The organism is Phenylobacterium sp. (assembly GCF_036264965.1).
Lineage (GTDB): Bacteria > Pseudomonadota > Alphaproteobacteria > Caulobacterales > Caulobacteraceae > Phenylobacterium.
The window spans coordinates 1-21,546 of record NZ_DATAPY010000116.1 but is presented as its reverse complement, the minus strand read 5'-3'; the positions used below and the strand labels follow the sequence as shown (position 1 = coordinate 21,546).

At 68.8% G+C, this 21,546-nt stretch carries 23 protein-coding genes; 20 read left to right on the top strand and 3 right to left on the bottom strand.

The window, feature by feature from the left end; genetic code table 11:
- Positions 1-71 precede the first annotated feature (71 nt).
- The 11 genes from VHS75_RS15075 (at position 72) to VHS75_RS15025 (ending at position 9,913) form a co-directional block, all read left to right on the top strand.
- On the top strand, positions 72-1,088 hold the full coding sequence (locus VHS75_RS15075) for a DNA-directed RNA polymerase subunit alpha (RefSeq protein WP_329639441.1): 1,017 nt from the start codon (positions 72-74) through the stop codon (positions 1,086-1,088).
- Between the two features lie 217 nt (positions 1,089-1,305).
- Positions 1,306-1,716, top strand: a complete 411-nt coding sequence (gene rplQ, locus VHS75_RS15070; protein ID WP_329639440.1) for a 50S ribosomal protein L17 — start codon at positions 1,306-1,308, stop codon at positions 1,714-1,716.
- 105 nt (positions 1,717-1,821) lie between these two features.
- The gene (locus VHS75_RS15065) at positions 1,822-3,051 is read left to right on the top strand and encodes an ectonucleotide pyrophosphatase/phosphodiesterase (protein ID WP_329639439.1); all 1,230 of its coding nucleotides are present in this window, start codon (positions 1,822-1,824) and stop codon (positions 3,049-3,051) included.
- A gap of 24 nt (positions 3,052-3,075) precedes the next feature.
- Positions 3,076-3,522 (top strand): DUF1801 domain-containing protein, encoded by a 447-nt coding sequence (locus VHS75_RS15060; protein WP_329639438.1) that lies wholly within the window; start codon positions 3,076-3,078, stop codon positions 3,520-3,522.
- Between the two features lie 53 nt (positions 3,523-3,575).
- A complete protein-coding gene (locus VHS75_RS15055; protein WP_329639437.1) occupies positions 3,576-4,064 on the top strand; it encodes a VOC family protein in 489 nt (162 codons plus the stop codon).
- The gene (locus tag VHS75_RS15050; RefSeq protein WP_329639436.1) at positions 4,057-4,512 is read left to right on the top strand and encodes a VOC family protein; all 456 of its coding nucleotides are present in this window, start codon (positions 4,057-4,059) and stop codon (positions 4,510-4,512) included. The genes VHS75_RS15055 and VHS75_RS15050 overlap by 8 nt, the downstream gene beginning before the upstream one ends.
- A complete protein-coding gene (locus VHS75_RS15045; RefSeq protein WP_329639435.1) occupies positions 4,509-4,847 on the top strand; it encodes a metalloregulator ArsR/SmtB family transcription factor in 339 nt (112 codons plus the stop codon). Before VHS75_RS15050 ends, VHS75_RS15045 begins: the two co-directional genes overlap by 4 nt.
- Positions 4,844-5,305, top strand: a complete 462-nt coding sequence (locus VHS75_RS15040) for an SRPBCC family protein (RefSeq protein WP_329639434.1) — start codon at positions 4,844-4,846, stop codon at positions 5,303-5,305. The genes VHS75_RS15045 and VHS75_RS15040 overlap by 4 nt, the downstream gene beginning before the upstream one ends.
- Before the next feature lie 52 nt (positions 5,306-5,357).
- Entirely contained in the window at positions 5,358-6,629 is a 1,272-nt protein-coding gene (locus VHS75_RS15035; RefSeq protein WP_329639433.1) for a TCR/Tet family MFS transporter, read from the top strand.
- Between the two features lie 66 nt (positions 6,630-6,695).
- The gene (locus VHS75_RS15030; RefSeq protein WP_329639432.1) at positions 6,696-8,096 is read left to right on the top strand and encodes a Do family serine endopeptidase; all 1,401 of its coding nucleotides are present in this window, start codon (positions 6,696-6,698) and stop codon (positions 8,094-8,096) included.
- An 83-nt stretch (positions 8,097-8,179) separates the two neighbouring features.
- On the top strand, positions 8,180-9,913 hold the full coding sequence (locus tag VHS75_RS15025) for a serine hydrolase domain-containing protein (RefSeq protein WP_329639431.1): 1,734 nt from the start codon (positions 8,180-8,182) through the stop codon (positions 9,911-9,913).
- Here the strand turns inward: VHS75_RS15025 and VHS75_RS15020 are convergent.
- Positions 9,910-10,536, bottom strand: a complete 627-nt coding sequence (locus VHS75_RS15020) for an FMN-dependent NADH-azoreductase (protein ID WP_329639430.1) — start codon at positions 10,534-10,536, stop codon at positions 9,910-9,912. The genes VHS75_RS15025 and VHS75_RS15020 overlap by 4 nt on opposite strands.
- A gap of 80 nt (positions 10,537-10,616) precedes the next feature.
- Between VHS75_RS15020 and VHS75_RS15015 the strand changes: the two genes are divergently transcribed.
- The 6 genes from VHS75_RS15015 to VHS75_RS14990 are packed head-to-tail and all read left to right on the top strand — an operon-like array spanning position 10,617 to position 16,052.
- Complete coding sequence (locus VHS75_RS15015; RefSeq protein WP_329639429.1) at positions 10,617-11,069, top strand: helix-turn-helix domain-containing protein; 453 nt, start codon at positions 10,617-10,619, stop codon at positions 11,067-11,069.
- A 9-nt stretch (positions 11,070-11,078) separates the two neighbouring features.
- Positions 11,079-12,380: a replication-associated recombination protein A gene (locus tag VHS75_RS15010; protein ID WP_329639428.1), complete on the top strand. Its 1,302-nt coding sequence runs from the start codon at positions 11,079-11,081 to the stop codon at positions 12,378-12,380.
- Positions 12,377-13,135 carry an RluA family pseudouridine synthase gene (locus VHS75_RS15005; RefSeq protein WP_329639427.1) on the top strand — a complete coding sequence of 253 codons (759 nt, stop codon included), beginning with the start codon at positions 12,377-12,379 and terminating at the stop codon, positions 13,133-13,135. Before VHS75_RS15010 ends, VHS75_RS15005 begins: the two co-directional genes overlap by 4 nt.
- A gap of 48 nt (positions 13,136-13,183) precedes the next feature.
- Positions 13,184-13,567, top strand: a complete 384-nt coding sequence (gene crcB / locus VHS75_RS15000) for a fluoride efflux transporter CrcB (protein WP_329639426.1) — start codon at positions 13,184-13,186, stop codon at positions 13,565-13,567.
- On the top strand, positions 13,564-14,556 hold the full coding sequence (locus VHS75_RS14995; protein WP_329639425.1) for an RluA family pseudouridine synthase: 993 nt from the start codon (positions 13,564-13,566) through the stop codon (positions 14,554-14,556). Before crcB ends, VHS75_RS14995 begins: the two co-directional genes overlap by 4 nt.
- Complete coding sequence (locus tag VHS75_RS14990) at positions 14,553-16,052, top strand: putative 2OG-Fe(II) oxygenase (RefSeq protein WP_329639424.1); 1,500 nt, start codon at positions 14,553-14,555, stop codon at positions 16,050-16,052. The genes VHS75_RS14995 and VHS75_RS14990 overlap by 4 nt, the downstream gene beginning before the upstream one ends.
- Before the next feature lie 3 nt (positions 16,053-16,055).
- On the opposite strand, the gene VHS75_RS14985 is transcribed toward VHS75_RS14990, so the two are convergent.
- Both VHS75_RS14985 and VHS75_RS14980 read right to left on the bottom strand, forming a co-directional pair.
- Positions 16,056-17,315, bottom strand: a complete 1,260-nt coding sequence (locus VHS75_RS14985; protein WP_329639423.1) for a DUF1501 domain-containing protein — start codon at positions 17,313-17,315, stop codon at positions 16,056-16,058.
- Positions 17,312-18,808 (bottom strand): DUF1800 domain-containing protein, encoded by a 1,497-nt coding sequence (locus tag VHS75_RS14980; RefSeq protein WP_329639422.1) that lies wholly within the window; start codon positions 18,806-18,808, stop codon positions 17,312-17,314. Before VHS75_RS14980 ends, VHS75_RS14985 begins: the two co-directional genes overlap by 4 nt.
- Before the next feature lie 93 nt (positions 18,809-18,901).
- Between VHS75_RS14980 and VHS75_RS14975 the strand changes: the two genes are divergently transcribed.
- The 3 genes from VHS75_RS14975 to VHS75_RS14965 all read left to right on the top strand — a co-directional run.
- Positions 18,902-19,636, top strand: coding sequence for an ATP12 family chaperone protein (locus tag VHS75_RS14975; protein WP_329639421.1), 735 nt, complete (start codon positions 18,902-18,904; stop codon positions 19,634-19,636).
- A gap of 131 nt (positions 19,637-19,767) precedes the next feature.
- On the top strand, positions 19,768-20,079 hold the full coding sequence (locus tag VHS75_RS14970) for a hypothetical protein (protein WP_329639420.1): 312 nt from the start codon (positions 19,768-19,770) through the stop codon (positions 20,077-20,079).
- 69 nt (positions 20,080-20,148) lie between these two features.
- A partial coding sequence (locus VHS75_RS14965; protein ID WP_329639419.1) for an acyl-CoA carboxylase subunit beta occupies positions 20,149-21,546 on the top strand: 1,398 nt, incomplete at its 3' end.

Here is a 21,546-nt window from a genome sequence, read left to right as displayed (position 1 = left end):
ACGTACCTAATTCCCTGCGCCGGACCGCGTTGGCGGCCGGCGATCCTGCGTTTTCAAGGGACACCTAATCCGTGATCGAAAGAAACTGGAACGAGCTTATCCGTCCCGAGAAGCCGCAAATCGAGACCGGCGCCGACGCGAACCGCAAGGCGCGTCTGGTGGCCGAGCCGCTCGAGCGCGGGTTCGGCGTGACGCTGGGCAACAGCCTGCGCCGCGTGCTTCTCTCCTCCCTGCAGGGCGCGGCTGTGACCGCGGTGCAGATCGACGGCGTCGTGCACGAGTTCTCCTCGCTTGAGGGCGTGCGCGAGGACGTCGTCGATATAGTGCTGAACATCAAGCAACTGGCCGTGCGCATGCACGCCGAGGGCCCGAAGCGGATGACGCTGCGCGCCACCGGCCCGGGCGCGGTGACCGCCAGCCAGATCGAGGCCCCCTCGGACATCGAGATCCTCAACGGCGACCACGTGCTCTGCACGCTGGACGACGGCGCCCAGGTGCGCATGGAATTCACGGTCCAGACCGGCAAGGGCTATGTCCCGGCCGAGATGAACCGTCCGGAAGACGCTCCGATCGGCCTGATCGCCGTCGACGCCCTCTATTCCCCGGTCAAGCGCGTCGCCTATCGCGTCGAGCCTACCCGCCAGGGCCAGAGCCTCGACTACGACAAGCTGATCATGGAAGTGGAAACCAACGGCGCGGTCACGCCGGTGGACGCCGTGGCCTACGCCGCGCGCATCCTCCAGGACCAGCTGCAGATCTTCATCACCTTCGAAGAGCCGAAGAAGAAGGTCGAGGGCGAAGCCAAGCCGGAACTGCCGTTCAACCCGGCGCTGCTGAAGAAGGTCGACGAGCTGGAGCTCTCGGTCCGTTCGGCCAACTGCCTGAAGAACGACAACATCGTCTACATCGGCGACCTGATCCAGAAGACCGAAGCCGAGATGCTCCGCACCCCGAACTTCGGCCGCAAGTCCTTGAACGAAATCAAGGAAGTGCTGGCGGGCATGGCGCTGCACCTCGGGATGGACGTGCCCAACTGGCCGCCCGAGAACATCGAAGAGCTGGCCAAGAAGTTCGAAGACCAGATGTAAGAAAACTCGCGTCGACTTCCGGGCCGCCCCCTTTCGATTTCAAGGAGGGGCGGTCTGAGCCCAATGAAGCCGCAACAGCGGCGGAGGGCTCCGGCGCATCGCTACGACCCAGGCGGGAGCAGGCTGGGATTGGTTAGGTTAGGATGCGTCCCAAGAGATCGGACGTGTCCCTGGCGGGCCAGGTGGCCCCCCAATGAGTATTTGGGAGATACACGAGATGCGTCACGGTTCCGCGCACCGCAAGCTGGGTCGCACCAGCGCCCACCGGACGGCCATGTTCGCCAACATGGCGGCTAGCCTGATCAAACACGAGCAGATCGTGACCACCCTGCCCAAGGCCAAGGAACTGCGCCCCTTCGTCGAGAAGCTGGTGACGCTCGGCAAGCGCGGCGACCTGCATGCGCGCCGTCAGGCGATCAGCGCGGTTCGCGACGTCGAGCAGGTCGGCAAGCTGTTCGCCGTGCTGGGCCCGCGCTATCAGGAACGCCAGGGCGGCTACATCCGCGTGCTGAAGGCGGGCTTCCGTCACGGCGACAACGCCGCCATGGCGGTCATCGAGTTCGTCGACCGCGATCCGTCCGAAAAGGGCAAGGACTCGGGCCCAGTGGCCGAGACCTACGGCGACTGATCCGACCCGCCGACAAGCTGAATTCCAAAGCCCCGGAGCGGCCCTCCGGGGTTTTTATTGCGCGGCTGTCCTCGAACTGACAGCGAGAGCGGCTAAGCTGGCGGCATGACCCGACTCCTGCGCCCGCTATTCCTCGCCGCCGCCATCGTTCTGGCCGCCATCGCGCCTCCGGCGTTCGCGCAGACGCCCAAGCCCGCGCCGCTGACCATCCTGGTCTCCGTCGACGGCTTCCGCGCCGACTATCTGCAACGCGGCAAGACGCCGGCGCTGTCTGCCATGGCGGCCGACGGCGCGTTTGCGGCCATGCGGCCCTCGTTCCCCAGCATCACCTTCCCCAACCACTACACCCTGGTGACCGGCCTGCGGCCCGACGAGCATGGGGTGATCGACAACAACATGGAGGACGCCGCTCGGCCGGGGGTGGTCTTTCTGCTGAGCAAGCCCGACATCGTCCACGATCCGATCTGGTGGGACCAGGCCGAGCCCCTCTGGGTGACGGCGGAGAACCAGGGCGTGCGCACCGCCACCATGTTCTGGCCAGGCTCGGACGCGCCGATCCACGGGGTGCAGCCCCATGACTGGCGGCTGTTCGACAAGACCGTGCCGTCGGCGGCGCGGACGGAGCAGGTGCTGAGTTGGCTAGACCGCCCGCCGGCCGAGCGGCCGCGGTTCGTCACCCTCTACTTCAACGCCGTCGACAGCGCCGGCCACCTGGCGGGCCCGGACTCCGACGACGTGGACAAGGCGCTGACGGAGACCGACGCCGCCGTGGTCCTGCTGCTGAAGGGCCTCGCCGCGCGCCACCTGTTGGAGACCACCAACGTAATCGTGGTCGCTGACCACGGCATGGCGGCCACGAGCCACGAGCGCGTGACCTATCTGTCCGACCTGATGCCGGCGACCGCCTTCCACGCCGTCTCCCAGGGCGCCGAATCCGGCATCCGGCCCATGCCCGGCCACGAGGAGGAGGTCGCCCAGGCGCTGCTCGTCCGCCACGACCATATGACCTGCTGGCGCAAGGCCGATATCCCGGCCCGGTTCCATTTTGGCAAGAACCCTCGCGTCCCGCCGCTTTACTGCCTGGCGGATGTGGGCTGGATGGTGGAGGCGGCGCATACGGCCTATCCCACGCCGAAGGGCGAGCACGGCTACGATCCCAACGATCCTCAGATGGCGGCCCTGTTCATTGCGCACGGCCCTTCATTCAACCATGGCGTGACCTTGCCCAGCTTCGACAATGTCGACGTCTATCCGCTGCTGGCGGCGCTGACCGGGGTGAAGCCACGGCCGAACGACGGGCGTCTGGCCGATCTGGCGCCGGCCCTGGCGAAATAGGCCGATCCGGCGCAGGCTTTGGTGATGGACACCGAAGCCCAGATCGAAGGCTTCATCGCCAAGTTCTCCGAGGGCGTCGCCGCCGACATCCGCGCGGCGCGGGCGGAGATGCAGCGCCGCCTGCCGGGCGCGGTGGAGATGGTCTACGACAACTACAACGCCCTCGCGATCGGCTATGGAGCGACCGACAAGCTGGCGGATGTCGTGCTCTCCATTGCCGCCTTTCCGAAGTGGGTGCGGCTGTTCTTCTACCGCGGCGCGGAGCTGGACGATCCGGATGGCCTGTTGGACGGAGAGGGCGCGCAGGTCCGCAGCCTGAAACTGCCCGACCTGGCTGTGCTCGACGATCCGGGCGTCCAGGCGCTGATGGCGCGGGCCCTCGCCAACGCCGCACCCATCGACCCCTCACGACCGTCACGGAGCATCGTGAAATCGGTCTCCGCCAAGCAGCGCCCGCGCCGACCCACTTGACGATATAATTACGATATGCGTTAAATATTGTCGATTAAGGCAAGGAGATCGCCGTGGCCGACGAACCCATTTTCAAACCGACCGCCTTCTATCGCGATCCGCTGGCCGCCCTGAAGTGGCTGGAGGCCGCCTTTGGCTTCGAGACCACCACGCTGGTAACCGAACCGTCGGGCCGGCTGGGCTATTCCGAGATGAGCTTCCACGGCGGGTCGGTCAGCATCAATCCGGAATTCTCCAGCGAAATCATCGGAGACGCCCGGATGGTCAGCCCATTGTCGATCGACGGCCGCAGCACCCAGTTCATCCGCGTGCACCTGGCGGAAGGCCTCGACGCCCACTGCGAGCGGGCGCGGGCGGCCGGCGCGCGCATCACCGACGAGCCGGCCGACCAGTTCTACGGCGAGCGCACCTACCGGGCGCTCGATCTCGAAGGCCATGTCTGGAACTTCGCCCAGCCTGTCGCCGCGCCGACCATCGCCCAGATGGAGGAAGCCAGCGGCCTGAAACTCTCCGCCTCGCTGAAGGAGGCCGGCCATGGCTGACCGGTTCCCCAGCCTGTCTTCGGCGGTTTGCTACCTTGACCCTCGCGCGGCCCTGGCCTGGCTGGAGACGGCCTTCGGCTTCGAGGTCTCCATGCTGATCGAGGACGCCGAAGGAAATATCGCCCATTCCGAGATGCGCTTCGGCAGCGGGGTGGTGATGGTCGGCAACGAGTGGAGCGCCGATCACAAGAGTCCCAGGTCTCTTGGCGGCAAGAACACCCAGACCGTTCACATCCAGATCGAGACGAATCTCGACGCCCATTGCGAACGCGCTCGCGCCGCCGGGGCCGAGATTCTGATGGAGCCCGAGACCCAGTTCTACGGCGACCGAACCTACCGCTGCCGAGATCCGGAGGGCCATATCTGGACGGTTGCTCAGACGGTGGAGACGGTCACTCACGAGCAGATGGAGGCCACCAGCGGCCTCAAGATCACGGGGTGGGCGTGAGCCAGGCGGCCGCCCTGCAGGTCGACGCGACCCTGGCGGCCCTGGCCGACCCGCACCGGCGCCGCGTCGTGGACCTGCTGAGCCGCGGCCCCCGCGCGGCGGGCGACCTCGCCCGGGAGCTCGACCTGTCGCCGCCGGCGATGAGCCGTCATCTGCGCACGCTGCGGCAGAGCGGCCTGGTGGAGGAATCCCATCCGACCTTCGATGCGCGGGTGCGCATCTACGCCCTGAGGCCCGAACCCATGGTTCATCTGCTGCGCTGGCTGGAGGACGCTGAACGGCTCTGGAGCGAGCAGCTCGTCGCCTTCAAGGCCCATATCGAGAAGGACGCATGACCTCCAAGGTCTATGTGGCGCTGCGCGTGAAGGCCTCCCCCGAGCGGGCGTTCCAGGCTTTCGTGGACGAGATCGGCGCCTGGTGGCGGCCGAGCCCGCTGTTCCAGACCACGCCGCGGCCGGGCGTGCTCTCGTTCGAGCCGGGTGAGGGCGGCCGGCTGATCGAAACGCGGGCCGGCGGCAAGATGTTCCAGATCGGCAGGATCGTCGCCTGGGAACCGCCCAGCCGGCTGGTTTTCTCGTGGCGGCAGGCGAATTTCCCGCCTGATCTTCACACCGAGGTCGAGGTCGGATTTGAGGCCGTTGACGGCGAGACGAGGGTCAGCATCGAACACCGCGGCTTCGATCAGGTCCCGGCCGGCGCGGCCCGCCACGGGTTCCCGGATCAGGTGCTGCTGATGCGCCTAGCCGACTTCTGGCGGGCCCAGATCGCCGCCGTCGGCGACCAGATCGGATAACCGGGTTGCGCGGGTTCCTGTTTTGTTTCAAGTTCGGTCCAGGGGATAGATCATGAGCCAATCACGGCCGAGCGCCACGCGGTCCGGCCGCCAGGCGGCCTTCGGTTTCATCTTCGCCAGCGCGCTGATGACCTCGGTGTCGTTCGGGCTGATGATCCCGATCCTGCCGAACCTGATCCGCCAGCTTACGGGCGGCGACACGGCCGCCGCGTCGGACTGGAACGTGATCTTCGCCACCACCTGGGGCGCGATGCAGTTCGTCGTGGGGCCGATCCTGGGCGTGTTGTCGGACCGGGTGGGACGCAGGCCTGTCCTGCTGATCTCCAATTTCGGCCTGGCCGTCGACTTCCTGTTCATGGCCTTCGCCCCGACCCTTTGGTGGCTGTATCTGGGCCGCATCCTGAACGGCATGACCGCGGCCAGCTTCTCGACCGGCGGGGCCTATGTGGCCGACATCACGCGGCCGCAGGACCGCGCCAAGAACTTTGGCATGCTGACCTCGGCCTTCTCCTTCGGCTTTATCCTCGGTCCGACGCTCGGCGGCTTCCTCGGTGACATCAACATCCGGCTGCCGTTCCTGGTGGCGGCCGGCGTGACGGGGCTGAACTGGTTCTACGGCCTCTTGGTCCTGCCGGAATCCCTGCCCCTGGAGCGTCGGCTCGCCAGTTTCGAATGGCGCCGGGCCAATCCATTGGGCTCGCTCAAACTGCTGAGGGCGCACCCGGGACTGCTCAGCCTGGCCGGCGTCGGGTTCCTCTTCCAGCTCGCGCAGATCGTGCTGCCGCAGGTCTTCGTGCTCTACACGATCTACCGCTACCACTGGTCGATGTCGGTGCTGGGCGCGACCTTCCTGATCACCGGCGTCATGGGGGTGATCGTGCAGATGTTCCTGGTCGGCCCGGCGGTCGCCCGTTTCGGCGAGCGGCGCCTCGTGCTCATGGGCTGTGCGGCGGGCGCCCTGGGCTTTGCCTGGTACGGCACGGCGTCCAATGGCTGGATGTACCTGCTGGGCGCGCCGATCTTCGCCTTCTCGGGCTTCCTGATGCCGGGCGTGCAGGGACTGATGTCGCAACGCGTGCCGCCCTCCCATCAGGGCCAGCTTCAGGGCGTGAACCAGAGCCTGCAGGGGATCGCCAGCATCATCGGCCCTTCGATCTTCGGCCTGACCTTCGCCTTTTCCGTGCGCCATGAAGCGAGCCTGCATCTGCCAGGGCTGGCGATCTATCTGGCCGGCGGGCTCTTCGTGCTGGCGTTCTTGCTGGCGTGGGGCTTCGCGCACCCGCATCGGCCACAGGTCACCGTGGAACCGGCGACGGCGAGTTGAAGCCTCGCCATCAAAGCGCCAGAAAACTTCGCGGAACTGAGCCGGACGTTTAAGCTCGGAGCGACCATGTGCGCCCAACGCCTCCTGATCCCGACCCTGGCCCTCCTGGCCGCCGCCGCGCCGCTCGCCGTGCGCGCGGAGCCGGCGCCTGAAGCTGGCCGGGTCGTGCCCGCCAATGCGGTGGCGATGAAACAGTCCTTCGCCGCGGTGGTGAAGCACGCCGCCCCGGCGGTGGTGAACATCTCGTCCAAGCGCGTCGTCCGCCAGCAGGACCCGTTCTGGCAGATGTTCGGCATGGGGGCGCCGCGCAATCGCATCGAGGGCTCGCTGGGATCCGGCGTCATCGTCCGCGCGGACGGGGTGATCGTCACCAACAACCATGTCATCGAAGGCGGCGCCGACATCACCGTCTCGCTGTCCGACCGGCGCGAGTTCAAGGCCAAGGTGCTGCTGGCCGACACCCGCGCGGACCTGGCGATCCTGAAGATTGACGTGCCGGCCGGCGAGAAGCTGCCGGTCATGGCCATCGCCGATCGGGGCGACATCGAGGTTGGCGACCTGGTGCTGGCCATCGGCGACCCCTTCGGCGTCGGACAGACCGTGACCAACGGCATCGTCTCGGCCAAGAACCGCACAGCCAATCCGGACGGCGACGCCGGCGCCTATATCCAGACCGACGCAGCGATCAATCCGGGCAATTCCGGCGGCGCCCTGGTCAGCATGGAAGGCGACCTGATCGGGGTGAACAGCTTTATCTACTCCCAATCCGGCCAATCCTCCGGCATCGGCTTCGCCATCCCCGCCGCTGTGGTGCGCCGTGTCGTGGAGACCGCGATGAACGGCGGCCAGACGGTGGTCAGGCCCTGGTTCGGGGCGCGGCTGCAGAGCGTGACGCCGGAGATCGCCAAGACCATCGGCCTGGCGACGCCCTCCGGCGCGCTGGTGGCGGACGTCTGGCCGGGCGGCGCGGCGGCCAAGGCCGGCGTCAAGCAGGGCGACGTGGTGACCACGGTGGATGGCGAGCCGGTGGTCGACGCCGCGGCGCTGAACTACGCCATCGGCAACCATCGCCCCGGCGAGACCGTCCGTGTCGCGGTCCGCCGCGACAAGGCCGAGCGTCCGCTCACCATGCAGGCCGAAGCCGCGCCCGCCACGCCGGCCCGCGATGAGAAGGTGATCGCCGGCCGCAACCCCTTCCAGGGCGCGACGGTGGTCAACCTGTCGCCGGCGGTGGCGGAGGAGGTGGGCATCGACCCCTTCGGCCGCGCGGGGGTCCTGGTGACCAAGACCGCGTCCGGCGTCGCCCAGCAACTGGGCGTCCAGCCCGGCGACATCATCCGCGCGGTCAACGGTCGCGACATCAAGAGCGTCACCGACCTGACCAGCGCCGTCGTCGCGCCGGCCCCGGTCTGGCAGGTGACCATCGAGCGCAACGGCCGTCAGCTGACGGCCACCTTCCGCACCTGATCTGCAAGCGGCGCCTTGCGCGCCGGCGCGGCGGCTGATCATCCTCGCGGAGCGGCCCAGTTGGCCGTGCCGGGGATTCCAGCATGAACATGCATCGGCGCGCGGTGGTGGGGCTCGGCCTGGCCGGCGCGGGCCTCGCCGCTGCGGCGAGCGCCGCGGCGGCAGGCGTTGAATCCGCCGCGACCGGCGTCGTCGAGGCGAAGGACCTCGGCCGCTTCGCCTCGGCCATCGAAGACATCCGCGCCTATGCCGCGCAGCACATGACGGCCTACGGCCTGCCGGGCCTGACGCTTTGCGCGGTCGCGCCCGGTGGCGTGACCGCCTTTCTGCGGTTCGGCTACGCCGAGCTGGGCAGCAGGGCGCCGCTGACGCCCAACCATCTGTTCGAGATCGGCTCGATCTCCAAGTCCTTCACCGCGCTGTGCGTCTTCCATCTGATGGAGGCGGACAAGCTCAGCCTCGACCAGGACATCGCGACCCTGCTGCCCGGCGCACCCTTGCCCGCGGGGGCGAAGATCACCGTCCAGAACCTGCTGAACCATTCCGCCGGCCTGCCTGACGACGCGCCCCTGTTCCCGCGCGGCGGCGACGGGCGGCTGTGGCGCGGCTTCGAGCCGGGGAGCCAGTGGTCCTATTCCAATCTGGGGTTCCTGATGCTGGGGACCATCGTCGAGCGCCTGGAGGGCAGGTCGCTGGCCGAGGTGATCCGTATGCGGATCCTGTCGCCGCTCGGCATGAACGCCACCAAGGGCTCGATCCTGACCGGCGATCGCGCGCTCTACGCCCAGGGCTATTCGGCGCTCTATGGCGACCGGGGCTATCCGGTGGCCGGCCCGCTGGGGCCGGGGCCCTGGACCGATGTGACCCAGGGCGCGGGCTGCGTCGCCTCCACCGCCCACGACATGGCGCTCTACTGCCGCTGGCTGATCGCCGCGGGTCAGGGCAAGGGCGCGCCGATCCTGTCGGACGCCGGGGCGCTGCGCTTCACCAAGGCCACTATCGACGCGCCGGGATGGGCGGCGACGGGGGCGCCGCAGTACGCCAATGGCCTGGCGGTGGTCGAGGTGGGCGGCCGAAAGCTGCTGCACCACACCGGCGGCATGCTGGCCTACAACTCGGCCCTGCATGTCGATCCCGAAGCCGGCGTCGGCGCCTTCGCCAGCACCAATGTGGGCCTGGTGCCCTATCGCCCGCGCGATATCACCGCCTTCGCCTGCGCCCGGCTGCGTGAGGTCGTCGAGGGGAGCCCTAAGGCGGTGGCCGCGCCGGAGCCGCCGAGGGCGCCGCCTGTCGACGCTTATCTCGGGCGCTACGTCGCCAGCAACGGAGTGCCTCTGACCGTCGCCGCGGGGCCCCGCGGGATCTCGGCCCGCATCGGCGACGAGGTCTATGCCATGGAGCCCTTCGAAGCGGACGCCTTCATCTCCACCGCGCCCGAGGCCTCGCCCTATCCGCTGGTGTTCCGGCGCACCGACAAGGCGGTAGCGCGGGCCTGGTGGGGCGGCATCGAGTTCGTCCGTGCGGTCGGTGACGGGGCCATAGCCGCCTTCAGCCCGAAGACCCCGCCGGCGCTCGCCGCGCTCGCCGGCTACTACGGGTGCGACGACCCCTGGCACGGCGGCTTCCGGGTCACCGCCCAGGGCCCGGCCTTGTTCGTCGACGACGTGACGCCGCTGACCCTGCTGGCGGACGGGAGCTGGCGGGCGGGCGGCAAGGACTGGTCGCCGGAGCGCATCCGCTTCGATGCGCTGATCGACGGCCGGTCCATGCGGGCGATCGCCTCAGGCGTTGATCACCTGAGGCGTTCGATCCCTTAAGCGGCCTGCAGCGCCCGGCCGAGGTTCGCGGCCTCGGCCACGGCGCCGTCAAGGGCCTTCTGCTTGTGGTCGGGGCCGTAGTTGACGCCTTCGGCGCTGACCACCTCGACATCGGGGATGCCAATGAAGCGGAAGAAGTCGCGCAGGTAGCTCTCCTGGTGCTGCACGGCGGCCATCGGGCTGTCGGCGCCATAGAAGCCGCCGCGCGAGGAGGCCAGGATGAGCCGCTTGCCGCCGGCCAGGCCCTGAACGCCGGCCTCGGAGTAGCTGAACGTCTTTCCGGCGATGGCCAGGTGGTCGATCCAGCTCTTCAGAGTGCTGGGGATGCCGAAATTATACATCGGCGCGCCGATTACCACGATGTCGGCGGCCAGGAATTCGTCGAGCACCGCATCGGCCTCGGTGATATCGCGGGCCTGGTCGGCGCTGCGGGCGCCGGGATCGAGAAGGCGGGCGGCCAGCAGGGCGCCGGACTGGTGCGGCGCGGGCGCCGCGTCCAGGTCGCGGTAGGTGACCTTCACGCCCGGGTTGGCCGCGACGATGGCGACCACGGCGGCGGCGGAGACTTTGCGGCTGACCGAATGGTCGCCGAGGATGCTGGAATCGATGTGGAGCAGGTTCACGGTAGGGGCCTCATGCTGGTATAAGTTTGTGACCAGCACTATTTGAGTAACTGCCCTAAACCTCACAAGAAGGCACTTTTTTGGAACCCAAGCACACCGATGTGACCGCCCTCGCCACGCATGGCGGTCTGTCACATGCCGAGCTGTTCGCGCAGATCGAAAAGAACGGCGTGGACTCCGTGGCGCATTCCTGCCGGCCGGTCACCGACATCCTCTCCCGCATCGGCGACAAGTGGAGCGTGATGATCGTCATGTTGCTGGGCCCCGGGCCCCGGCGGTTCAACGAGATCCGCCGCGCGATCAATGGCATCTCGCAGCGGATGCTGACCCTGACCCTGCGCGGGCTGGAGCGCGACGGTCTGGTGACGCGCACCGTGACCCCGAGCATCCCGCCTAGGGTGGACTACGAACTCACGCCGCTGGGCCAGTCCCTGCGCTGCCCGATCGATGCGCTGGGCGAGTGGGCCTTCGCCAACCGCGACGAGATCGACGCGGCCCGTGCGCGGTTCGACCAGGCGGCCGATCGCGGTTAAGACAAGACCATGGCCGACCTCTTCGAAGCCGCGGGCCTGACGCCCCAGGCGCCATCGCCGCTCGCCGACCGCCTGCGTCCGCAGAAGCTCGACGAGGTGGTGGGGCAGGACCATCTGCTGGGCCCGAACGGGCCGATCCACCGCATGGCCGAGGCCCATCGCCTGGCCTCGATGATCCTCTGGGGCCCGCCGGGCACTGGCAAGACCACCATCGCGCGCCTGCTGGCCAAGGAGGCCGGTTACGAGTTCCAGCAGCTATCCGCCGTCTTCTCCGGCGTCGCCGACCTGAAGAAGGCCTTCGAACAGGCCCGGGTGCGGCGCCTCGCCGGCCAGTCGACCCTGCTGTTCGTCGACGAGATCCACCGCTTCAACCGCGCCCAGCAGGATGGCTTCCTGCCCTTCGTGGAGGAGGGGATCGTCACCCTGGTGGGCGCGACGACGGAGAACCCATCCTTCGAGCTGAATGGGGCGCTGCTGTCGCGCTGCCAGGTCTTCGTGCTGAAACGTCTGGACGACGCGGCGCTGGAGACCCTTCTGGAGAAAGCCGAGGCCTTCGAGGGTCGGCCCCTGCCGTTGGAGCCGGATGCGCGCCAGGCGCTGACCGCGCTGGCCGACGGCGACGGGCGCTATCTGCTGACCCTGACCGAGACCCTGTTCAACATCGGCTCGGCAAAACCCTTGTCGATCAAAGATCTGGGGCAAGTTCTTCAGAAGCGCAGCCCTGCCTACGACAAGGACCGCGAGGAGCACTACAACCTCATCAGCGCCCTGCATAAGTCCGTGCGCGGCTCGGACCCCGACGCGGCGCTCTACTGGCTGGCGCGGATGCTGGCCGGCGGGGAGGACCCGCTGTTCGTGGCCCGCCGGCTGATCCGCGCGGCGGCCGAGGACATCGGCGAGGCCGATCCCATGTCCTTGATCCTGGCCAATGCGGCCAAGGACACTTACGACTTCCTGGGTTCGCCGGAGGGCGAGATCGCGCTCGCCCAGCTCACTGTGCACCTGGCGACGGCGCCCAAATCGAATGCGGTCTACAAGGCTTATGGCGCGGCGATGAAGGCAGCCCGGGAGACCGGTTCGCTGGGGCCGCCCCTTCACATCCGCAACGCGCCGACGCGGCTGATGAAGGATCTCGGCTACGGCAAGGGCTACGCCTACGATCACGACCAGGCGGAGGGTTTCTCCGGCCAGAGCTATTTCCCTGACGAGATGGATCGTCAGACCTTCTATCAGCCGAAAGGCGAGGGAGCCGAGGCGCGGATCAAGGAGCGTCTCGACCGCTGGGTGGCCCTGCGCAAGGAACGTTCTTGAGCCGCCGCCCGCCGCGCCCGGACCGGGCGCCCGTCGCGCCCATCAAGCTCTCCAAGGACGAGATCGAATTCGTCCGCGGCCTGGTCATCTATCAAGACCCGCACATCGTGGCGCTGAACAAGCCGGCCGGGCTCTCCAGCCAGGGCGGCCGGGGCCAGGTCCATACGCTGGACGAACTGCTGTGGGCCTTCGCCAAGCCGGGCAAGGCCAGGCCGCGGCTGATCCATCGCCTGGACCGCGACACCTCCGGCGTGATCCTGACCGCCAGGACCAAGCCCGCCGCCGGTTTCCTCGGCAAGGCGATGATGGCCAGGAAGTTCGCCAAGACCTACCGCGCCATCGTCACGCCGGGCGCCCCGGAGACCAAGGCCGGCGTCGTCGACGTTCCCTTGCGTCGCGACGAGCAGGGGCGCGAGGCCTTCATGCGGGTCTGCCCGCCCGATCACCCCGACGCGGAGGTCGCCCGCAGTCGATACCGCACGATCGCCGAGGCGCCCGGCGCGGCGCTGCTGGAGCTCGATCCGGAGACCGGACGGATGCACCAGCTGCGCGTCCACCTGGCCCACCTCGGCCGTCCGATCGCCGGGGACGCCCGCTACGGCGGCGCCCTGGTGGTCGGGGGGCACGCTGTTCCGCGCCTGATGCTGCACGCCGCGGCGCTCAGCTTCCCGCATCCTTCCGGCGGCGAGAAACGCCTGGAGGCGCCGGTCCCGGCGGATATGGCGGGCCTCATCGCGGCGCTGGGTCTGGGGTGAACGCCCCACGGCCTTTGCGCCGACCCTGCGCCGTCGCATAAGGAGGCGATGTTGACTCTGCTCTACGTGGCGGGCGGCGGGGCCTTTGGGGCGGTCTGCCGTTACCTGCTGGGGGTGCGCCTGTTCAAGGCGTTCGGCCCGGGCCTGCCTTACGGCACCTTTGCGGCCAACCTGATCGGCGGCCTGCTGATGGGCGTCCTGGTGGGCGTGCTGGCCCTGCGCGGCGGCGCGGATCAGGAGCGGTGGCGCCTGTTGCTGGGCGTGGGCGTGCTGGGCGGCTTCACCACCTTTTCCTCTTTCTCGCTGGAGACGGCGCTGATGATCGAGCGCAAGACCTATGCGTTGGCCGCCGCCTACAGCCTGGCCTCGGTCGTCCTTTCGGTCGTCGCCTTGTTCGCGGGGCTGATAGTGATGCGCAAGCTCCTGGCATGAAGGAAGTCCGCACCCTCTATGTCGACGCCGGCGAGGACGGGGTGCGGCTGGACCGCTGGTTCAAGCGGCGTTGGCCGCATCTGAACCACATCCAGATCCAGAAGCTGGCCCGCTCCGGCCAGATCCGCGTCGACGGCGGCCGCGCCAAGCCCGACACCCGGCTTGCCGCCGGCGCCCAGATCCGCGTGCCGCCCCTGCCGGAGGCAGGACCCGCGCGGGAAAAAGGCCAGCTCGACCCGCGCGAGATCGCCTACGCCAAGTCCCTGGTGCTCTACGAGGACGACGAGGTCCTGGCGCTCAACAAGCCCGCGGGCCTGGCCGTCCAGGGCGGCACCAAGACCGTGAAGCACGTCGACCGCCTGCTTTCGGCGTGGGGCGAAGGTCTCGAGCGACCCAGGCTGGTGCACCGGCTGGACCGCGACACCTCTGGCGTGCTGGTGCTGGGCAAATCGCCGGGCGCGGCGGCCAAGCTCGCCGGCGCCTTCGCCAAGCGCCGTGCGCAGAAGACCTACTGGGCCCTGGTCTACGGCCTGCCGAAACCGGGCCATGGCGTGCTGGAGCTGCCGCTGATGAAGGTCGGCGTCGGCGACCGCGAGATGGTGATCCCGGCCGATCCTCAGGACCCGCGCGCCGAGGCCGCGGAGACCGAGTTCGTGACGCTGTCGCGCGCCGCCGACAAGGCCGCCTGGATGGCGCTGTGGCCGCACACCGGGCGCACGCACCAGCTGCGGGCCCACATGCTGGCCATGGGTCACCCGATCCTCGGCGACCCGAAGTACGCCGCCGATGCGTCGCGGGAGCTGTCGGGCGCGCTGAAGTTGCAGCTGCATGCGCGCCGCCTGGTCCTGGCCCATCCGTCGCGTGGCCAACTGGTGCTTGAGGCCCCGATCAGCCCGGAGTTCCGCGAGGGCCTGCGCCGCTTCGGTTTCGACGAGCACGAAGCCGACCCCGATCCGTTCCACCCGAGTTCCAAGAGAGCCCACCGATGACTGAAGCCGCCGAGATCGAGCGGGCCGAGGCCTTGATGGCTGAGGGCAAGACCGACGAGGCCGTTGCGATCACCGAATCCCTCGTCGCCGGCCCGGCGCCCAGCCACCTGGCGCTCGCATGCCATTCAGGCGCCTTGAAGCTGGCGCACCGCAGCGACGAGGCACTGGAATTCGACCGCCAGGCGATCGAGCGGTTCGCCTCCAGCCCCATAGCCTGGCACAACTACGCCGCCACCCTCGACGATCTCGGTCGGGGGGACGAAGCGGTGGAGGCTTGCGAGAACGCCTTTCGGCGCGGCATGGACGCGCCGCAGACCTTCGCCGTCTACGCCCGCGCTCTGCGCGCCGTCGGCAACCACCCGCGCGCCGACTACGCCTATCGACAGGCCCTGATGCGCGCGCCGGCCGAGGTGGGCGTGGCCTCGGAGTTCGCCAACCACCTGTGGATGATGACCGGCGACCTGAAGGTGGCCGACAGCGCGCTGGACGCTGCCTTCCATGCCGGCGCCCAGCCGGCGCCGTTGCTGATCGCCAAGGCCACCCTCTACCAGGCCGCGGGCGATTCAGAGCGCGCCTTTACCCTGATGGAGAAGGCCAGCGAGCGCATGCCGGACGACGCGTTCGTGCACCTGGCCGCCGTGGAGTATGCGCTGCGGATGGACCGGGTAGGTCTGGCCGAAACCTTCTCGCGCCGCGCCGAGGCGGTCGAGCCGCGCTCGCGCAGCGTCATACAATATTCCGCGATCGTCGATCTAGCGGCCGGTCGGTCGTCCGCGGCCTTCGGAAAGCTGCAGGGCGCCCTTAGGGATCACCCGAACGATCAGTCCCTATGGGGCTGGATGGCCGTTGCCGCCCGCGCCGTTGGCGATCCCCTTTACGAACGGCTCTGCGATTACGAGAAGACGGTCGGCGTCTATGATCTCGAGACGCCGGACGGCTGGCCGAGCCTGGAGGCGTTCCTGGCCGACTTGGCGAAGGAACTGAAGGCGGTCCACATCTACCGGCAACACCCCACCAACCAGTCGATGCGCCACGGCAGCCAGTCGATGCACATGCTGAGCGGCTCCAACGTCCCGCCGGTCAAAGCCTTCTTCGAGGCGATCGAAAGGCCGATCCGCGAGCACATGACGAAGCTTGGGCAAGGCGACGATCCGCTGCGCCGCCGCAACACCTTCGACTACCGTCTCGTTGGCGCCTGGTCGGTCAGGCTGAAGCCCAACGGCTTCCACCGCGACCATTTCCACCCGGATGGCTGGCTCTCCTCGGCCTTCTACGTCGAGACCCCTGACGAGGCTCTGGAAACGCCCGAAAAGCAGGGCTGGATCCGCTTCGGCAAGCCGCCCTTCGTCACCAGCCCGCCGATGGAGGCGGCCCATTATGTGCGGCCGAAGCCCGGCCGGCTGGTGCTGTTCCCGTCCTACATGTGGCACGGGACCGTGCCGTTCACGACGGACGAGGTCCGCATGACGATCGCCTTCGACGCCGTGCCGAAGTAGGGCCTAGACCAGCCCCATCACCGGCTTCACGGCTGCGCTGCTCGGGAAGACGGCGTTGTCGAGGGCGGCGCGGTCGACGCCCATATGCTCGGCCAGCACACCCTTGAAGAGGCCGCGCATGTCCACCGTCGGCGCCACATCACGGTTCTCGAACAGGGCGTTCTGCTTCAGGGTCGGCCAGTCGCCGACGATGCCGCCGGGCTTCAGGGCGCCGCCGAGGACCAGGGCCGTCGAGCCGGTGCCGTGGTCGGTGCCGCCGGTGCCATTGGCCCGCGCGGTGCGGCCGAACTCGGTGGCGACCAGGACCACGGTGTTCTTCCATTCCGGGCCGAGGCCGGTGTGGACGCCGTCCAGCACTGCGTCGAGATAGGCGAGGCGCTGGTTGAGCAGGCCCGCCTGGTTGGCGTGACTGTCGAAGCCGTCCAGCGAGATGGCCGCCACCGTCGGGCCGCCGGGCTCGCGCATGAAGCCGGCCAGGGATTCGCCCAGCGTCTTGGCCGCCTCGCGGCCCTGTTGCGCGCCCGGAGCAGCGCCCGCGCCGGCCTTGAAGCCGGAGGGTGTGCCGCCGCCTTGGGCCATCATGGCGCTGTCACCGCCGCCGAGGCCGGCGGTGGCGTCCTTGGCCATGGTCTCGGTGGCGAGACCCCGGGCCAGCGCCGGGCCCAGCAGAGCGTCGTTGCGGTAGAGGTCCTGCAGCAGGGTGGGCAGGCGCGCCTCGGTGTCCACGCCGCGGCCCGGCGACCAGGACGCTGTCTGCACCTTGCCGCGCAGGATCAGCGGGGCGGTCGGGCCGATCGACAGGGCGTCGACCTTACGGTGCGCCGAGAGCGTCTCGACCGTGCGGTTCAGCCAGCCGGAGGTGGTGGAATAGACGCCGGCCGCGCCGGTCTCCAGCACGTCCTGCGCCTCGAAGTGCGAGCGCGCCCGGTCGGGTGTCGCCACCGCCGGCACGATCCGCGCCTCGCCGGCCTTGGCCATGGCGTGGACGGCGGTGAGCTGCGGGTGGAGCGCGAAGGTCCCATCGAGCGGCAGCGCGGTGTCGTTGAGCGCCAGACCGCCGCGCAGGCCGCGGTACTCGCCGTCGCCGATCGGCGGGGCGACGGAAAGCCCGTCCATGCCGCCGCGGCATATGACCACGATCACCTTCTTCTTGTTGAGCTCATTGTCGGCGGCCATGGCCGGCACGGCCAGCAGCTGCAGAGAAAGTCCGAAACCCGCCGCGGTTGCGAGCAAGCCCCGGCGGGAAGGCGTCAGAGCGTTCATCGGCGTTGGAACTCCGGGCTCATCAGGAGGAGGGCGAAGCCCTCGGGGCGCGATTCAGCGTGCGCTATGGCCTTGGCGGTGTCGGGGCTGAGGCGTTCGCCTAGCGCGTCGGCCGCCAGCGCCTTGGGATCGCGATCACGCACCGCCCCGGCCGAGAAGGCCTGGGCGAACTGCATGCGTTTGACGATGGCGTCGGGCGCCGCCCAAGACTGGGCGTCCTCCGGCCAGCCCTTCGGCGAGGGCGCCGAGAACGGCTTTTGCCCCAACGCCGTCAGGATCGGCCCGAACTGCTGGAAGCCCATCGGCGAGCCGCCCGCGGCGCGGTAGCTGGAGACGATGAACTCGTAGGGCGTCTTGAATTTGGCCGGCGTCGGGTCCCAGCCTTCGGGGGCGGAGACCAAGGCCTCGGCGACCGTGGCTAGGTCGCCACGACTGCCGGTCCAGGCCGCTTCAAGGCGCGACACCAGGGCCGGCGGCGGATCGTCGGCGACGAAGTGGCGGGCGAGCTTGGTGCAGATGAACCGCGCGGTCTGCGGCTTGGCGGCCAGATCGGCCAGGATGGCGCCGGCCTGTTCCTTGCCGCGCTGGTCGTAGCGCACGCCCATCACCGTGCGCCCTCCCGGCTCATGGGCCTGGACCCGGAAGACCGCCGCGCCATAGGCCCCGTCGCGCTCGCCGCCGATGGAGATGCCGGTCATGGCGCGGGCGAACTCAGTGACGTCGGCCTGGGTGTAGCCGCCGTTCACGCCGACCGTGTGCAGCTCCATGATCTCGCGGGCGAGGTTCTCATTGAGGCCCGGCGTCCTCAGCGCGGCCTTCTGCAGATTGGCGCCGCCGAAGCCGCCCCGGCCGCCGAAGCGGGCGTTGTGCGCGGCCTCGCTGTCCGGCCCGATGGACTGGATCTGGTCGAGGTAGGTCAGCATGGCCGGATGGGTCTCGGCCGCGCCCAGCAGATCGTCGAAGCGGCCGAAGACGTGCGGCCGGATGGCCTCCTCCTCGAACGGCCCCACGACCGTGCCGGTGATCGCCTTGGTGGCGGAGACCGTGAAGTGGTTGGCCCAGAACAGCGTCCAGCGCTCGCGGAAACCGGCGTCGGTGGTCGCCGCCAGCTGGGTGCGCGCGGCGAAGTCCTCGCTGATGTCCTTGCGCAGCATGTTCCCGACGACCTTCACCGGGTCGCGGGCTTCGCCCTTGCCAGGCGCGGCGTCCATCATGGCGGGGTTGGCCGGATCGGCGGCCTTCTGCGGGCGGACGTCCGAGGCCTTCTCCAGCCGCACCTCGCGCTTTTCGCGCTGGAAGTTGCGGAAGTCGGCCATGCGTTGCGCGGTGGTCGGGGCAGGGCCGGCCGGCTGATCGGCGCCGGAGCGGCGGATCTGCCCTTTGAGGAACCCTTGCGGGTCGTTGCGCGCCTGATCTATCTCGCCAGGCCGGGCCCCCAGGCCGAAGCGGGTGACCGCGATCGCGGCCTTCATGTCCTGGTCAGCGAGCGCCATAGTCGGCGCCTCCTTGCGCTTGTCCCCTTAGGTCGTCATGCCATTGGAAAGCGGCTGAAAACCGGCCGGGACGTTACGGGAGCTACTCAAGCCTTGCCGCAAGGATTCCACGAACCCGGCGACAAGCCCAGGCGGTTCTACAGCTCCGTTTCTGTCGCTCCGATGAACGGCGGTTTTACCGTGATGCTCGACGGTCGCACCTTGCGCGGACCGAAGGGCGCGCAGACGGTGCTGCCGAGCGAGCCGCTGGCCGAGCTGGTCGCCGAGGAATGGGCGGCGCAGGGCGAGCATCTGGAGCTGGCGGCCATGCACGCCACGCGGCTCGCCAACACCGCCATCGAATCGATCCCCCAGGCTCGGGACGCCACCGCCCAGCAGATCGCCGACTACGCCGCCTCGGACCTGCTCTGCTACCGCGCCACCGATCCCGCGGGCCTGGTCGCGCGCCAGGCGCAGCGTTGGGACCCGATCCTCGCCCGCGCCGAGGCGGAGCTGTCGCTGCGATTCATTCCGGTAAGCGGGATCATCCACCAGGCTCAGCCGGCCACCACACTCGAACGGGTGAAGGCGCTCGCGCTGCGCCTCGACGATTTCGGCCTTGTTGGCTTGGCCTTCGGGGTCCCGCTGTTCGGATCGGCGGCGCTCGGCCTGGCCCTGCAGCACGGCTGGCTCTCCGGCGAGGCGGCCTTCGACCTTTCGCGCATCGACGAGGCCTGGCAGGAGGAGAAGTGGGGCGTCGACGACGAGGCCGCCGAACGCACGATGCGCCTGCGCAGCGAGGCCGAGATGCTGGACCGCTGGTTCAAGTGCCTGAAGCCGGGAGTCTGAGGCTGATCGCCGCGAGGCCCGGAATTTGAATCGGACCCTCCGAACCTCCGGCGCCTGTGCCGGAATGGAGCGGAGCGAGCCCCGTGGTCGCGTCGGTCGCGTCTTTCGGCAGCCCCAGCCTGAGCCGGGGCATGATTGCGCGCGGCGTCTCGCCGGCCGCTGTCGCGCAGGCCGCCATCGCGCCGACCCTTGAGGACCGCCCGCGCGCCCAGCACACGTCCACGACGGTGGCCTTGTCGCCGGCCGCCATGCACGCCCTGCTGCAGGCCCAGGAGCAGATGGACAAGAACGCGCCGGTCACCGCGCGCATGCCCACGGTGATTGCCATCGACCAGCTGATCTCGCAGATGACCGACACGCCGCCGTCGGCCCAGCCGGTCGCCGACGCGCCCTTGACGCTGCGCCGCCTCGATGCCGCCCGCCAACAGCTCACCCAGGCCTGAACCGCCCAGCCTTGCCACCCGTGCAGGCGCGCTCTACCCCTTGCGCCGGGTAGGGAAGGGCCGTTTCGCGTGAAGCACATCCTCGAAGAGCTGGAAAAGCGCCGTGAAGAGGCGCGCGCCGGCGGCGGCGAACGGCGGATCGCCAGCCAGCACGCCAAGGGCAAGCTGACTGCCCGCGAACGCGTGGACCTGCTGCTGGACGAAGGCTCCTTCGAAGAGTTCGACATGTTCGTCGAGCATCGCGCCACCGACTTCGGCATGGCCGACCAGAAGATCCCCGGGGATGGCGTGATCACCGGCTGGGGCCGGATCAACGGCCGGGTGGTCTTCGTCTTCTCCAAGGACTTCACCGTGTTCGGCGGCTCGCTCTCCGGGGCCCATGCCCAGAAGATCCTCAAGGTGCAGCGCCAGGCGATGAAGGTCGGCGCGCCGATCATCGGCCTGTTCGACGCCGGCGGCGCGCGCATCCAGGAGGGTGTCGAAAGCCTGGCGGGCTACGCCGACATCTTCCTGGAGAACACCCTGGCCTCGGGCGTCATCCCGCAGATCAGCGTGATCATGGGCCCCTGCGCCGGCGGCGATGTCTATTCGCCGGCGATCACCGACTTCATCTTCATGGTGAAGGACACGAGCTACATGTACGTGACCGGCCCGGACGTGGTGAAGACGGTCACCCACGAGGACGTCAGCCACGAGGACCTGGGCGGCTACCGCATCCACGCCATGAAGTCCGGTGTCGCCGACGGCGCCTTCGAGAACGACCTGGAGGCCCTGACCCAGGTGCGCCGGCTGGTCGATTTCCTGCCGTTGTCGAACCGCGAGAAGCCGCCGATCCGCGAAAGCTACGACGAACCAGACCGCGACGAGGCCTCCCTCGACACCCTGATCCCGGCCAATCCCAACAAGCCCTACGACATGAAGGAGCTGATCGCGAAGGTCGTCGACGAGGCGGACTTCTTCGAGATCAGCCCGGACTTCGCCAAGAACATCGTCTGCGGTTTCGCCCGCCTGGATGGCCAGCCGGTCGGCATCGTCGCCAACCAGCCGATGGCGCTAGCCGGGGTGCTGGACATCGATTCCAGCCGCAAGGCCGCCCGCTTCGTGCGCTTCTGCGACGCCTTCGAGTTCCCGCTGATCACCTTCGTCGACGTGCCGGGTTTCATGCCCGGGACCAAACAGGAGCAGGGCGGCCTGATCCGCCATGGCGCGAAGCTGCTCTTCGCCTTCGCCGAGGCCACCGTGCCGAAGATCACCCTGATCACCCGCAAGGCCTACGGCGGCGCCTATGACGTGATGAGCTCCAAGCACCTGCGCGGCGACATCAACTACGCCTGGCCCACGGCCGAGATCGCGGTGATGGGCTCAAAAGGCGCGGTGGAGATCATCTTCCGTAACCAGACCGCCGAACAGCTGGTCGAGCACGAGGCGGAGTACAAGGCCCACTTCGCCAACCCGTTCGTCGCGGCC